Here is a 13,305-nt window from a genome sequence, read left to right as displayed (position 1 = left end):
GTGCTTTCTGACCTCTTGCATGGACTTGGCACGTGGGCACATTCTTCGCGTGGCAACAGCGGAGGAGGTGGGGCGATGCTGGCCATCCATGAGAACTTGACGGTGGAAGAAGCGAGCGGCGATCTGCTCGGCTTCGTCCTGGCACCAGACAACTGGCTACCCCTCGAACGGCAGGCGGAGGACCCCTCCGCGCGGGCCGTCCAGAACGCGCTCTACCAGCGCCGGGTGGGCCCCCTGCGCATCTGCGCCTGCGTGGATGTGTCGGCCACGCTGGATGTCTCCCTGCGCGTCGCATTCCGCGCGCCGGGGCTGACGCCCGTGAAGGCGGCCGACCACCTGGAGACCTTCCTGCGCACGCGCATGCCGCTGACGCCCAACTCCGAGTGGCAGGTGGAGGTGGACGAGCGCCGCTGGATTCACTTCGTGCGCCGCTACACCGGGGCCCACCTTCAGGCGTAAGTGGCGGGGGGGGTGCCCGGCGTGTGCATCCGCCCGCCCCGCACCTGTCCCCCGGCCACGTCGATGACCCAGTACCCCTCGCGGCCCGCGAGCGTGGAAGAGCCCGCGCCGAAGAGGTGCGGCCGTCCAGCGGTGGCCTCGTGGTGATAGCGATGATGAATGTGCCCGTGCAGGATGGCGTACCGGGGCCCCGGCAGTAGACGGAACAGCGCCTCCGCGTCCCGCAGCCCATGAAACCAATGGTCGGCCCGTCCCCGCGGCGTCAGCGGGGCGTGGTGGACCACCACGAGCAGGGCCCGGCCCGCCAGCCGGGGATCCTTCACCACCGCCGCGAGCCCCTCGAGCTGCGCGGGCCCCACCCGGCCCTGCGCCATGCCCGGCACGGCCGGAACCCGGGCCGAGAGCAACCCCACCACCGCGGCCTCCTCTCCGACCAGGCGGACGAAGGGGAAGGCGCCCTCGCGGCAGTGCTCGGGCAAGTCACTCTCCAGCAGGTGGCCGAAGTGGCGCTCGAAGCGGCGGCTCCGGTGGCTTCCGGGCGTGAAGACGTCGTGGTTGCCGGGGATGACGGTGCAGCGCCGCCGGTCCTCGGCCCACGCGCCAATGGCCTTGCGGGCGCCCTGGAACTCGCTGTCGAGCGCATACGCGGTGAGGTCCCCCGAGAGGATGAAATGATCCGCGGAGTGCTCACGCGCCTCCTGGGCGATGCGGGCGAGCGTCTCCGGGGCGCGGCGGTAGGCGCGGGCGCGGCCTCCCACCGTCAGCTCCGCCAGCGCCAGCCACCGTCTCCACCCGAGCCGCCGCAGGGGAAGGGCGAAATAATCACCGGTGACATGGACGTCGGAGCAGTGGACGAAGCGCATCGGGATTCTCGGAAGCGGACCGCGTGGCAGGCTAGTGTGCGCATACCATGATGAGGCTCGTGCTCTCCCTGCTTCTGCTCCTCGGCGCCACCGCGGGCGCTCAGGGGAGTGCCCGGCGTGTGGCCGTGGTGCCCCTCCAGGCGCTGTCCGGGGACATGGCATCCCGCGGGGGCCCCCGGCTCACGGAACGGCTGATGTCCGAGCTCCGGGGCACCGGTGGGCTGACCCTCGTCACCCCGCCCCCGGAGGAGCCGCCTCCGGACCGGCTCGCCCAGGCCCGGGCGCAGGTGAAGGAGGCGGAGGCCCGGCGGCAGCAGCGCGACTTCGCCGGTGCGGACACCGCGCTGAACAAGGCCCTGGAGGGCTACGCCGCCCTGGCGGCCTCCCTGCCCCACGGACACGAGCTGGCGGATGCGTACGCCCTGCGGGCCGCGATCCGCTATGCCCAGGGCCAGGACGAGGAGGCCACGCGCGCCGTGACGTCCGCCCTGGCCCTCGCGCCGGGCCGGGCGCTGCCGCTGGCGGCCACTTCTCCATTGTTCGCGCACACGGTGAGCCGCGTGCAGACGGCCCTGCGGGGGCAGCCCCGGGGTTCGCTCCGGTTCACCTCCGCGCCCACCGGTATCACGGTGACGCTGGATGGAAAGCGCCTGGAGACCGCCCCCGTCCGCGTCACCGGTGTTCCCCCGGGCCTGCACCTGTGGCGTGCGGAGCTGCCCTCGGGAGAAGTGGCCGGAGGGCTCGTCGAGGTGTCCAGCGGCCAGGAGGCCTCCGTCGCCATCCGTCCTCCGGGAGAAGGGCCCAGCGCGGTGCTGGCCGCGGCGCTCGCGGGCAACCGCCTGGACACCGCCGCGGTGGAGGCGGCGGCGGAGCTTGGGCGAGGCCTGGGCGTGGACCTGCTCGTGTTTGGCACCGTGTCGCGCACGGAGGAGCACCTCGTGCTCGACAGCTTCGTGCTCGCGCCGGACACCCGCGCCCCACGCCGGTTGCCGCGGGTCACGCTGGATGCGGAGCTGCTGGACGCAGGCCCCCGCCTGAGAGGCCTCACGGGCGCCCTCGCCGCGCAGGGCGCCGCCTCCGGGGAGCCCGTCCGCCTGCCCACCGCCCCCGCGGCGCAGGAGGCCCCTGACACGCGGATGCTCCAGGTCCCCTACCCAGTGGTGGAGCCGCCCACGGCCCCGGCAGCCCCCACGGCGCCCGCCCCCAGCCGCGCGCCCCTCACCCCTCGCAAGCCCCTCATCCGCCCATGAGCTTCCGAGGCCGGTTCGCGCCCAGTCCCACGGGGCGGCTCCACCTGGGCAACGCCCGGAGCGCCCTGCTGGGCTGGCTCCAGGCCCGCGCCGCCGGGGGCCGCTTCCTGCTGCGCGTGGAGGACCTCGACCGGGCCCGGTGCCGCCCCGAGTACGTCGATGAGATGAAGCAGGACCTGGAGTGGCTGGGGCTCGGCTGGGACGAGCCTCCACTCTTCCAGAGCGCACGCGATGAGGTGTACCGGGCGGCGCTGGAGCGGCTGGAGCGGGAGGAGCGCGTCTACCCCTGCTTCTGCACGCGGGCGGAGATTTCCCGGGCGGCCAGCGCCCCCCACGGCTTGAGCGACGAGGGCCCCCGCTACCCGGGCACCTGCGCCCGGCTGAGCCCGGCCGAGCGGGCCGAACGTGCGCGGACCCGTCCCCCCGCGTACCGGTTCCGGGCCCAGCCCGGCGAGGTGCGCTTCGAGGATGGGCTGCAGGGGCCGTACACCCAGGACGTGGCCACGGTCATCGGGGACTTCGTGGTGCGCCGCAACGATGGGGTGGCCAGCTACCAGCTCGCGGTGGTGGTGGACGATGCGGCCACCGGCATCACCCACGTGCTGCGCGGAGAGGACCTGCTCAGCTCCACTCCCCGGCAGCTCCAGCTCTACGCGGCGCTGGGGCTCACCGCGCCGGGGTTTTTTCATGTCCCGCTGGTGCTGGGCGAAGACGGCAAGCGGCTCGCCAAGCGCGAAGGGGCCTTCGCCCTCGCGGAGCTGCGCAAGCGAGGGCTGGCCGCCGAGCGGGTTCTTGGCCTGCTCGCCGCATGGAGTGGCCTGGGGGATGGGAGCCCCGTGGGGCTGGACGAGCTGGTGCACTGCTTCCACCCCGAGCGCTTGCCGCGCACGCCGGTCATGACACGGGAGCAGACGATCATCGAGGCACTCGGCTTGCCGTGAGCGGCCGCAGCGGCATTCGAGGGGCCATGCGGTGGCCAATACATTCTCACGTCCCCGTCAGATGAACAGCTTTGCCTCCAGTTGAAGTGTCTCACCTGCAATGGGTGTCTTTCTTCAAACGCGAGGCTGACATGGCAGAAATCGTGGAGAAGTCGCGGATGGAAATGGTCCCCACCGCTCCGTTCAAGCTGAGCTGGGGAGCCATCCTGGGCGGCACCTTCGTCGCATTGGGCGTCTGGATCCTCCTCTATGCGCTGGGGCTGGCCCTGGGCCTGTCCTCGGTGGATCCCGGGAACCCGGGCAGCGTGCGCTCGGCGGGCATCGGCACTGGCATCTGGTCGCTGATCGCCCCCCTCATCGCGCTCTTCGTGGGAGGCATGGTGGCGGCCCGCACCTCGGGCATCATGGACAAGGCCGGTGGCGCCCTGCATGGCGCGGTGCTGTGGGGCCTCACGACACTGGCGGGCATCATCGTGATGGGGATGCTCATCTCCTCGCTGATGGGAACGGTGCTCAACGTGGGCAAGGCCGCGGTGGGGGCCACGGGAGCCGCGGTGGCCGGAGCGGTCTCGCAGGGCAATGAGGCTGGCAACCTGGCCAGCTCGCTGGGGCTCGACATGAATGACGCGCTGACGCCCATCAACCAGAAGCTTCAGCAGGAGGGCAAGCCTGCCATCACCGCCAACCAGCTCCAGGCGGCGACGCGCGACGTGCTCAACACGTCGCTCCGCCAGGGCCGGCTGGACCGGGAAATGCTGGTGAGCTCCATCGCCCAGCAGACATCGATGTCCCAGGCGGATGCCCAGGATATCGCCAGCCGCATCGAAGCACAGTGGAACCAGGCCCAGGGCAAGATGAGCCAGGTGGGCCAGCAGGTGCAACAGGGGGCGCTCAAGGCCGCCGACACCACGGGCCGCGTCTTCTGGGGCCTCTTCGCCGTGCTCCTGCTGGGGCTCGTCTCATCGGTGCTGGGCGCCACGCTGGGCGTGAGCAAGCAACAGCGCATCTACGCAGGCACCCACACGATCGCTCCCATGGGCCCCCGGGAAGTCTATCCGTAGCGGACACTCCCGGGGGCTGGGTGGAAGGCTCCAGCCCCCGGGGGGCAACCGTCACGAGGGGATGTGCTGGAGGGGCAAGGTGACGATGAAGGTCGCCCCCTGGCCCGGGGCGCTCCGCGCGGAGAGGGAGCCCCCGTGCCGTCCCGCGATCTTGCGGCAGATCGCCAGCCCCATGCCGGTGCCAGGGTACTTGCCCTGTCCGTGCAGGCGCTGGAAGACGTTGAAGATGCGGTCGAGGTACTTCTCGTCGAAGCCGATGCCGTTGTCCTCCACCCGCAGCTCGCACTGCCCCGTGGCCGCGTCCACCGCGCTCCGGAGCGCGATGCGAGGGGAGGTCCCCTCCTGGCGGAACTTGAGCGCATTGCCCAGCAGGTTCTGGAGCAGTTGCCGCATCTGCGTGGGGTCGGCATCCAGGGTGGGAAGCGGGTCCACGGTGACGGCCGCGCCCGACTGCTCGATGGCCACCTCAAGATCTCCCAGCACCTCGCTGGCGATCCGCGACAGGTCCACCCGCACGAAGGGCTGGGCCTGGGAGGTCACCCGCGCGAAGGCCAGCAGGTCGTTGATCAACCCGCGCATCCGGGACGCGGCGTTGCGCATGCGCGCCAGGTAATCCCGGCCCTCGGGCGGCAGGGACGCTCCCGCCAGGGTCTCCAAGCGCTCGCCGAAGGATTGAATCTTCCGCAGCGGCTCTTGCAGGTCATGCGACGCGATGGAGGCGAAGCCTTCCAGTTCCTGGTTGGATTGCTCCAGCTCGCGGTTGGACTGCTCCAGCTTCTGCTGGGCCCGCTTGAGGTTGGAGACATCCGTGGTGATCATCGTGCAGCCCACGATGCGGCCACCGTCCCGGATGGGCCCGACCCGCACCACGTACCACTGGGGGCCCGTCTCGGCGTAGGACTGGATGTCGTACGTGTCGGGCTCTCCCGTCGCCAGCACCTTGCGGATGACGGCGCGGACCCGCTCCTGGTCCGCGGGCAGCACGAAGTCATAGACGCTGCGGCCCACCACCTGCTCGTAGGTCAGCCCCGGGATGGTGAAGTTGACGAAGCGCAGCCGCTCTTCCGTGTCGGCGGTCATCATCATGTTCTGGGACTGCTCGACCAGCGCCCCGATGCCGAACTTCTCCACCGAGGCCAACCGGCGGGCCTCCAGCAAGGCCGCCAGCCCATTGAGCGCTTCCGCCACGGGCGCCAGGGCGCCCTGCCCCACCCGGCAGCGAACGTGCGGCTCGTTGGTCGCCAGCTGGGTGATGAACTCGAGCAGCTCCTCCCGGGTTGTCTCCGGGCCTGCGGAGCCTGGCTGCTCGTCGCCTGGTGCGCCTGACATCACCCCTCCTGCTCCTGGGCCGCTGGGCTTCTACAATGTCCCGCCGGGCCAGAGAGAGACGCTCCGGGACAAGGGAAACAGGAACATGCCAACGTGGGATCTTCAAGCGGACGTGGTCATCGTGGGCTCGGGCGGGGCCGCGCTGTCGGCCGCCGCGGCCGTGGTGGACCAGGGCGCCTCCGCCCTCCTGCTGGAGGCGGCGGAGACTCCCGGAGGAACCACCCGGCGCTCCGGTGGCGCCTTCTGGATTCCCAACAACGCGCTCATGCGGGCCCAGGGGCTGGCGGACCCGCGCGACGGCGCGCTCCAGCTCATGGCCCGCACGGCCTACCCCACGCTCTACACGCCGGAGGCCCCTTTCCTGGGCCTGCCCCCGCTCCAGTACGAGCTGCTCGCGGCCTTCTATGACAACGCGGCACCCGCCATCGACCGGCTCACCCAGCTCGGGGCCCTCCAGCCGGTCATCCTCGGCTCCTACGGCTTCTCGCCCCAGCCCCTCTCGGATCCGGACTACCACTCGGAGCTGCCCGAGAACCGGGCGCCCTACGGACGCGTGCTGACCGCCCGCGCGCCCCCTGGGTCCATGCAGTGGCCCGGCGTCTTCCTGGCGGACGGGATGCTGGCCCACCTCCGGAGCAAGGACGTGCCCGTGCTCACGAGGCACCGGGTGACCGGGGTGCTCACCAACGCCCGGGGCGAAGTGATGGGCGTGGAGGCCGAGTACGAAGGCACCCGGAAGACCGTGCGCGCCCGGAAGGCCGTGGTGTTCGCCTCGGGCGGCTTCGCCCATGATTCCCAGAAGGCCCGCGTCTTCCTGCGAGGCCCCCTCTTTGGCAGCGGCAGCGTTCCCACCAGCCGGGGCGCCTTCATCGACATCGCCTCGCGGCTGGGGGCGCGGCTCGACAACCTCGCCAACGGCTTCTTCTACCAGGTGGCCATCGAGGACGCGGCGGCCCGGGGCGGCGAGGTGACCCGGAACGATGCCCACGTCTTCTTCCCCTATGGGGACAGCACCGTCGTGGTGAACAAGCAGGGCGTGCGCGTGGCCAACGAGAAGGCCCCCTACCACGAGCGGGCCCAGACCCACTTCCACTGGAGCGGCAAGGACTACCCCCACCTGGTGCAGTTCATGATCTGGGACCAGGGCGTCGCCCAGGAGCCCACCTTCTGGCCCTGGCGCGGCGTCGTCCCCCTGCCCGGACAGGAGTCCCCGCTCGTCGTTCAGGCCCAGACGCTCGCGCAGCTGGCCCAGCGCATCGAGGAGCGCCTGGAGCGGCTCCGGGGGCGGCCCTTCCTGAGCGCCACCATTCCCCCCTCCCTGAAGCTGGCGCCGGACTTCGTCTCCCGGCTGGAGGAGACCCTCCAGCGCTTCAACACCTTCGCCGCCACCGGCGTGGACCTGGACTTCCACCGGGGCGCGACGGCCCTGGAGCAGGCCTGGCAAGGCCCCTCCCGCAGCACCACGGGCAACCGCACCCTGTACCCCATGTCCCGGACCGGGCCGTATTACGCCGCGCTGCTGGGCGCCGCGACGCTGGACACCTGTGGGGGACCGGCCATCGGGCCGGATGCCCGGGTCCTGCGCACCGATGGCTCGGCCATCCCGGGGCTCTACGGGGCAGGCAATTGCATCGCTTCGCCCAGTGGCCAGGCCTACTGGGGCGCGGGGGGCACCCTCGGCCCCGCCATGACGTTTGGCTTCATCGCCGGGCGCAACGCGGCGCGCGAGCCCCTGAAGGAGGAGTAAGCAGGCCCCCCGGCAGGCCCCCGGAAGACCCGGGGCCCTCCACCGGCCCGGTGGCATAGTGCGGCCATGCCGGGCCGTCTCTTTCTCGCGGTCATCCTCCCCTTCGTGGCCCTGTGTGCCGTGGGGCTCTGGCTCACGCGGCCCGCCTCCCCGCCTCCCGTCTCCCGCGCCCCCTCGCCCGCTCCAGCGCCCCCCCCCTCGGCGAGCCCTCCCCCGCGCGCGCCACCGGACCGGCCTCCTCCCCCCGCAGTGGCCCTCCCCGCCCAGCAGACCCCCTCCCCCCAAGCCCTCCCCGTCAGCATCCCGGAGGCAGAGCCCCAGATCCTGGCCTCGGAGGGCGCCGTGGACCGGGAGGAACTTCGCGGCGCCATCCAGCAGGTGGTGCCCCTGATGCGCCAGTGCTTCGAGGACACCCAGGGGCGCTACCGCGGCCCCCAGTCGGTGACGCTGAAGTTCACCCTGGCGGGGGATAGAGCGGTGGGCCGCTTCCAGGGCGGCGAGGTGGTGGAGACCACCCTGCAGGACCCCATGCTCCAGGCCTGCTTCGTGGATTCGCTGCTGGACGTCCAATTTCCCCCCCCTCGGAGGGGGGGCAAGGTGACCGTGGCTTACCCGTTCCGCTTCGAGCCCGCGCCGGAGGCTGGCCGTTGAGGGCCCCTTTCCCATAAGGTGGGCCCAGGCCGGCGGAGGCCGACACCCTCTCCATGTCCCTCTCGATTGAACAGCTCGGCCCCCAGCACACGGACGCCCTGCGCTCGCTCCTGGTGAAGGACCCGCCGCACAACGTCTACCTGCTGGGTCTCTTCGAGGAGTTCGGTATCGTCCCCCGGGCGGGGCGGGCCCCCTTCGCCTTCTACGGCCGCTTCGACGCCAGCAAGACCCTCACCGCCGCGCTCTTCGTGGGCGGCGAGGGCGGCCTGGTGGTGCCCTCGGCGAACGAGTGCACCTTCATCTGCGACATCGCCAAGGCGCTCCCCTCCCAGGTGCGCCTCCAGGCCTCGCTGGGCGAGAAGTCCTCGGTGGACGAGCTGGTGAAGCACCTGGGCGGCGCGGGCAAGACGCGGCTGACGCGCACCCAGCGCCTCTTCAGCGTCTCCGCCGACGACCTGGGGCCCTTCACCAACCCCACGCTGCGGCTGGCCCGGGAGGAGGACATCCCCCGGCTGATGCCGCTGGCGCTCGGCGCCGTGCGGGAGACCCTGGAGCGGGATCCGCTCGCCGAGGACCCCAGCGGCTACGAGGCGCGCGTCACCCAGCGGGTCCGGGGCCGGCGCACCTATGTGCTGGAGGAACAGGGCGCCCTGGTCTTCAAGGTGGACATTGGCAGCCGCTCCCAGCACGGCGCGGAGCTGGAGGGGCTGTACACGGTGCCCCACGAGCGCAACAAGGGCCACGCCACCCTGTGCCTGGGGCAGATCTCCCGTCACCTGCTGTCCTCGCTGCCCCGGCTCATCCTGCGCCTGGACGACAAGCACGAGAGCCTGGCCCGCATCGCGCGCAAGGTCGGCTACCTGTCCGGCCGCGTCCAGCGCATCGTTCTCCTGGAATAGTCATGTCCCGCCCGACCCCCACCCGCCGCCCCCTCTCTGGAGAGGGCCCTGTCTTCCTGCACTCGCCCACGGACCCGCGCTGGCTGCCGCTGGCGCTCAAGCACTTCAACGCGGTGCTCGTCGACCACGCCCACTGCGAGAAGAAGGCCGCCGCCAACGCCCTGTCGCTGCTCCAGGCCTACCCGGACCTGCCGGGCCTGCCCGCGCAGATGGCCCGCCTGGCGCGCGAGGAGAGCGCCCACCTGGCCCGGGTGCTCGACCTGATGGCCGCCCGGGGGCTCACCCTCAACCGCGATGGCGGAGACCCCTATGCCCAGGGGCTCCAGAAGCTCATCCGCACCCCGTCCCCGGAGCGCCGGGTGGACCGGCTGCTGGTGGCCGCCATCATCGAGGCGCGCTCCTGCGAGCGCCTGTCCCTGCTCGCAGAAGGCCTGGAGGACCCCGCCCTGCGCCGCTTCTACGGGGAGCTGGCGCAGTCCGAGGACGGGCACCAGTCCCTCTTCTACCGCCTGGCCGTGACGGCCTCCGGCGACGAGGCCTCCGTTAAAGCGCGGCTCGAAACACTCCTGGCCGGCGAGGCCCAGGTGGTGGCCGCCGTGGGCCTGCGCGCGGCCATCCACTGACTCCTGGGGAAACTGAGGAATCTGGCCATTGGCTTGGCACGTCACGGCCTGCGGAGAGGTTTGCTTCCGCCTTGTTCGCGGGTTCGAAACCCGCCGCCTCCACTTCTCTACTCTCTAGTGACGGATGGTTGGATGCTGGCTCCATCTGTGTCGCGCGTATGTCGCACGCCAGAGCAGAGGGCCGTCACGGACGTAAAGGTGTCCGCGAGCCGCCGTGATTGACGGGCCTGTCATGGTACTCCTGTAGTTTCGAGTGGTGCTCCCGGCGTGCGGGGCCCTTGGCCAGGAGGTTCCTCATGCCGCGCTCGACGCTCCTGCTGCTGATCGTGTTCCTCTCAGGGTGCAGCGCCTCCACGAGGGCCGTTGTCCGCCTAAACACAGGCCAGGGCGAACCCCTCGTCTACACTCCGCGCCGCGACGTGGAGCCAGAGGAGGTGAGCGAAGAGGAGTTCAAGAAGGCCGTCGCGCAACATGCTCCCTCCGTGCCCTCCGTGAAGCGGCCCCTGGAGTACGCCGGGAGGCTATTCGGAGTGCCCGAGCGCAGCGGATGGCTCTGGTACGAGGGCCGCAGCCAGCGGCTCATGGCCTCGGAACCGGGCAGCTACCGCAACCTGCGCCTGCTACCCGAGGACGAGGAACTGAAGCGCCAATACCTGCAGTGGTGCGAGCAGACGTGGGGAGGCGGCGACTGCTTGCTCCTTCTGGTGGACAAGCCCTTTCTGGATGGAGACGCCAAGTATGCGTTGGCCATGGCCATTGCCCAGAGCAAGGTGCTGGGCGCCATGAAGGAAGAGCTCGCCCGGATGGTGAGCCCCCAGGCAGTGATGGCCACGGTTGTCGGTGGGCTGACCATGTACGCCATTTTGCTCGCGCTGCCCGAGCCGGTGAGTAAGGGCGTGGCGGCGCTGCTGACGCTGGGGGCCATGGCCTACCTGGGCTGGGACACGGTGTGGAAGCTGATTGATGGGTGGCTGGTGCTGATGAAGGAAGTGGATAAAGCCACCACCTTCGACAGCATCTACGCCTCCGGAGAGAAGTTCGGGGACACGATGGGGGAGAAGGCGGCGCGAGCCTTCGTGATGCTGGCCACAGTGGCGATGGGGAACACAGCGGCAGGCATGGCAACGACGCTGCCGAAGCTGCCGGGAGCCGGGCAGGTGGCGGTGGTGGCTGAGACGCAGATGAACATTCGCTTCACTGCCCCAGCGCTGGCTCAAGTGGACTCGGTGGCCATCACTGCCGAGGGCGTCACCATCGCACTGACCCCCAACGCAGTCGCCATGGCGGCGCGCGACAGCTCAGGCGGCAAGGCGGGCGCGAAGGCTGCGCCGCCCAGTTCCGGTGGCCCGGGGGAATGGGGCAAGGCGAACGAGGCCATGCCCGAACACTCACGCCGCTATCAGGCGCAGGTAACAGGAGCCCCCGGAGACTACGTCTACCGCGTCAAGCTGGGTGACACGTATGTGAAGTTCGACGGCTTCGATGAGGGAGTTCTGCTCGAAACCAAGAGCACTGGGTACGCGCAGTGGGTCGATAAGAATCTGAACTTCTTCGGAATTTTTAAAGGGAGACTCCAGATGCTCGAGCAGGCGACACGCCAGGTAGAAGCCGCCAATGGAACGCCCATCCGGTGGATCGTCGCTGAAGAGAAGCTCGCGGGTGCACTCAGGAAAATGTTCAAGGCAGAGCGCCTCGATATTGAGGTCGTTCATGTTCCCCGACCCCTCTCCCTTAAGGAGTAGCCATCCGATGGTAGAAACGTATTACGCTGGCTCCTATTGGCTCGCCCGGCATGAATCCGCCGAGGCTTGCGCACGCCGCACGGAGCACTTCTTCCACCTTCTCGGGCACTGCGACCCGGCGTGGACCCGTTGGTATGAGACGGCAGACTCCTTCGAGGAGGCTCGCAAACTCCACTTCACGCCAAACGCAGCGAGCTTCCAGAAGCTGTTCGCACGGAAGGAGAATCATTTCGGTGACCGTTTCTCTTACGGGCTGTGGACTGGCGACAACATTCAGGAGACCTCCACCGTTGATGGAAGGTGCGGTTCATCCTCGCTGCGGCTTCCGTCCTCCTGCGTACTCAACCCTTACGCTGAAGGCCCCGTCGGTGAGCGAGTGCTGACCGCTCCCGTCATGACCGAGGTGTTGCGCGCCATGGCCCTGGCCTGGGACCCAGAGTGGGGAGTGGTCACCTCTCACCAATACGAAGAACTGCTTTCAGACAAGGTCATCCCCGCAGGCACCTCGGTGAGTTGGGTGGTGTACTTCTCACGGCTGCGCGGCACGGTGCCTCCACTGCCTGCCCCCGTGCGCATCGAGCCGGTGGAGGACAAGGGTACCCTCGTCATTCTGACTCCCGAGCGGTTCACCGCTTCCAACTCGGGGCACGTCGCGCTGGCCGCTCGCGTCCACGAACTGCTGAACCGGGCAGGGCTGCTGCGACCGTTGCAGCCCTGGCTAGCAAGGTGACTGCATGGCCGTAGGTTGCTCCCTCGCACGAAACGGGCTCGGGCGGACTGGAGCAAAGGCCGTGCAAGGGTCCGAGGTGCTCGCCTTCTGGTTGTTGCCGAAGTCGCGGGACGGAGGGGCCGCATGTGCCCCCATGGGCGTGGGATCCGGCCTCCGCTCATGTTGCACGTATGTCGCAGGAGCCTGCGGAATGGGATGGGACAGAACGGGACCACACGGGACGCGGGGGGATAACGACTCCGAATCATTCCGGGCGATTACGAGGTAAGGGCGCGATTCTGCTAAGCCATCGGAAGAAAGTTCGTGCAGGGGGTAAACCGCGTCCCTGAAGTCGAAGTGACTGAAGGGAGCGGGCAGTGGAGGCAGAGGCGAGGTACCTTCGGCTGACGCTCCGTCAGCGGCAGGCCCTCCAGCAAGTGGCGAAGCACGGACCAGGACGCGAGCAAATGCGTGCCCTGGTCGTGCTGCTGAGTGCCGCAGGGCACAGTGCCGCTCACATCGGCCACACCCTGGGGCTGGCAGAGCGAACGGTGCATCAATGCCGGAGCCGCTGGCGGCAGCGAGGGCTGGCGAGTTTGAGGGACGCGCCTCGTTCAGGCAGGCCCTCCCGGGTGGGCCAAGCCTATGAGCGACTGCTGGAGGAGACGGTGCAGACGGACCCGCGCCAGCTGGGGTATGCCTTCTCCAGGTGGACGGCACCCCGGTTGGCCGAGTACCTGCGGCAGTGCACGGGCACCGACATCAGCCCCCGCTGGGTGCGTGGGTTACTCAAGGCCCAAGGCTTCGTGTGGCGCAAGGCGAAGCTGACCACACGCAATCTCCAGCAGGAGGGGGGGAAAAAAAGCAGCGCAGCGCAGGCTGGCGCTTCTGCAACGCCGAGCCAGAGCGCCAGGAGCTGACTTCGAACTGTGGTACGGCGATGGCGTGCGCTTTGAACTGCTGCCGGTGGCGCGCCACATGTGGCGCAAGCGAGGGCTGCGGCTGTTCATCGCCACGCCCGGCAGCAATGT

The 13,305-nt window shown here is 69.7% G+C and carries 13 protein-coding genes; 11 read left to right on the top strand and 2 right to left on the bottom strand.

Translation table 11 applies throughout. The features are described from left to right. Positions 1–75 precede the first annotated feature (75 nt). Complete coding sequence (locus tag KY661_RS09010) at positions 76–459, top strand: hypothetical protein (RefSeq protein WP_093525855.1); 384 nt, start codon at positions 76–78, stop codon at positions 457–459. Here KY661_RS09010 and KY661_RS09005 read toward each other — a convergent pair. Continuing rightward, positions 450–1,322, bottom strand: a complete 873-nt coding sequence (locus tag KY661_RS09005; RefSeq protein ID WP_225409817.1) for a metallophosphoesterase family protein — start codon at positions 1,320–1,322, stop codon at positions 450–452. The genes KY661_RS09010 and KY661_RS09005 overlap by 10 nt on opposite strands. A gap of 59 nt (positions 1,323–1,381) precedes the next feature. Here KY661_RS09005 and KY661_RS09000 point away from each other — a divergent pair, with 59 nt between their 5' ends. The 3 genes from KY661_RS09000 (at position 1,382) to KY661_RS08990 (ending at position 4,574) form a co-directional block, all read left to right on the top strand. After that, positions 1,382–2,572: a peptidase associated/transthyretin-like domain-containing protein gene (locus KY661_RS09000; RefSeq protein WP_225409816.1), complete on the top strand. Its 1,191-nt coding sequence runs from the start codon at positions 1,382–1,384 to the stop codon at positions 2,570–2,572. Next, a complete protein-coding gene (gluQRS, locus tag KY661_RS08995; protein WP_225409815.1) occupies positions 2,569–3,513 on the top strand; it encodes a tRNA glutamyl-Q(34) synthetase GluQRS in 945 nt (314 codons plus the stop codon). Before KY661_RS09000 ends, gluQRS begins: the two co-directional genes overlap by 4 nt. A gap of 131 nt (positions 3,514–3,644) precedes the next feature. Then, positions 3,645–4,574, top strand: coding sequence for a hypothetical protein (locus tag KY661_RS08990; protein WP_225409814.1), 930 nt, complete (start codon positions 3,645–3,647; stop codon positions 4,572–4,574). 51 nt (positions 4,575–4,625) lie between these two features. On the opposite strand, the gene KY661_RS08985 is transcribed toward KY661_RS08990, so the two are convergent. Next, positions 4,626–5,903 carry a sensor histidine kinase gene (locus KY661_RS08985; protein ID WP_225409813.1) on the bottom strand — a complete coding sequence of 426 codons (1,278 nt, stop codon included), beginning with the start codon at positions 5,901–5,903 and terminating at the stop codon, positions 4,626–4,628. Positions 5,904–5,988: 85 nt separating this feature from the next. Between KY661_RS08985 and KY661_RS08980 the strand changes: the two genes are divergently transcribed. The 7 genes from KY661_RS08980 to KY661_RS08950 all read left to right on the top strand — a co-directional run bounded on the left by KY661_RS08980 (position 5,989) and on the right by KY661_RS08950 (position 13,194). Further along, positions 5,989–7,650: an FAD-dependent oxidoreductase gene (locus KY661_RS08980; protein ID WP_225409812.1), complete on the top strand. Its 1,662-nt coding sequence runs from the start codon at positions 5,989–5,991 to the stop codon at positions 7,648–7,650. Between the two features lie 66 nt (positions 7,651–7,716). Next, complete coding sequence (locus KY661_RS37215) at positions 7,717–8,301, top strand: AgmX/PglI C-terminal domain-containing protein (protein WP_263436855.1); 585 nt, start codon at positions 7,717–7,719, stop codon at positions 8,299–8,301. Positions 8,302–8,354: 53 nt separating this feature from the next. Then, a complete protein-coding gene (locus KY661_RS08970; RefSeq protein WP_225409811.1) occupies positions 8,355–9,200 on the top strand; it encodes a GNAT family N-acetyltransferase in 846 nt (281 codons plus the stop codon). Positions 9,201–9,202: 2 nt separating this feature from the next. Continuing rightward, entirely contained in the window at positions 9,203–9,823 is a 621-nt protein-coding gene (gene miaE, locus KY661_RS08965; protein ID WP_225409810.1) for a tRNA-(ms[2]io[6]A)-hydroxylase, read from the top strand. Between the two features lie 296 nt (positions 9,824–10,119). Continuing rightward, positions 10,120–11,565, top strand: a complete 1,446-nt coding sequence (gene sitA5, locus KY661_RS08960; RefSeq protein WP_225409809.1) for a SitA5 family polymorphic toxin — start codon at positions 10,120–10,122, stop codon at positions 11,563–11,565. A 7-nt stretch (positions 11,566–11,572) separates the two neighbouring features. Beyond that, positions 11,573–12,295 carry an immunity 52 family protein gene (locus tag KY661_RS08955; RefSeq protein ID WP_225409808.1) on the top strand — a complete coding sequence of 241 codons (723 nt, stop codon included), beginning with the start codon at positions 11,573–11,575 and terminating at the stop codon, positions 12,293–12,295. 446 nt (positions 12,296–12,741) lie between these two features. Next, on the top strand, positions 12,742–13,194 hold the full coding sequence (locus tag KY661_RS08950) for a helix-turn-helix domain-containing protein (protein ID WP_225409807.1): 453 nt from the start codon (positions 12,742–12,744) through the stop codon (positions 13,192–13,194). Positions 13,195–13,305: the final 111 nt, after the last annotated feature.

The organism is Allostigmatella hybrida (assembly GCF_020103775.1).
Classification (GTDB): domain Bacteria; phylum Myxococcota; class Myxococcia; order Myxococcales; family Myxococcaceae; genus Hyalangium; species Hyalangium aurantiaca.
The sequence above is the reverse complement of the archived record's forward strand: the minus strand, read 5'-3'. Positions and strand labels throughout refer to the sequence as shown.

Bases quoted from the DNA above. Each gene is read 5' to 3' on its own strand.
- KY661_RS09010 (WP_093525855.1), top strand. From the start codon at position 76: ATGCTGGCCATCCATGAGAACTTGACGGTGGAAGAAGCGAGCGGCGAT.
- miaE (WP_225409810.1), top strand. From the start codon at position 9,203: ATGTCCCGCCCGACCCCCACCCGCCGCCCCCTCTCTGGAGAGGGCCCT.
- KY661_RS09005 (WP_225409817.1), bottom strand. From the start codon at position 1,322: ATGCGCTTCGTCCACTGCTCCGACGTCCATGTCACCGGTGATTATTTC.
- sitA5 (WP_225409809.1), top strand. From the start codon at position 10,120: ATGCCGCGCTCGACGCTCCTGCTGCTGATCGTGTTCCTCTCAGGGTGC.
- KY661_RS08990 (WP_225409814.1), top strand. From the start codon at position 3,645: ATGGCAGAAATCGTGGAGAAGTCGCGGATGGAAATGGTCCCCACCGCT.
- KY661_RS08970 (WP_225409811.1), top strand. From the start codon at position 8,355: ATGTCCCTCTCGATTGAACAGCTCGGCCCCCAGCACACGGACGCCCTG.
- KY661_RS08955 (WP_225409808.1), top strand. From the start codon at position 11,573: ATGGTAGAAACGTATTACGCTGGCTCCTATTGGCTCGCCCGGCATGAA.
- KY661_RS08985 (WP_225409813.1), bottom strand. From the start codon at position 5,903: ATGTCAGGCGCACCAGGCGACGAGCAGCCAGGCTCCGCAGGCCCGGAG.
- KY661_RS37215 (WP_263436855.1), top strand. From the start codon at position 7,717: ATGCCGGGCCGTCTCTTTCTCGCGGTCATCCTCCCCTTCGTGGCCCTG.
- gluQRS (WP_225409815.1), top strand. From the start codon at position 2,569: ATGAGCTTCCGAGGCCGGTTCGCGCCCAGTCCCACGGGGCGGCTCCAC.
- KY661_RS08950 (WP_225409807.1), top strand. From the start codon at position 12,742: ATGCGTGCCCTGGTCGTGCTGCTGAGTGCCGCAGGGCACAGTGCCGCT.
- KY661_RS08980 (WP_225409812.1), top strand. From the start codon at position 5,989: ATGCCAACGTGGGATCTTCAAGCGGACGTGGTCATCGTGGGCTCGGGC.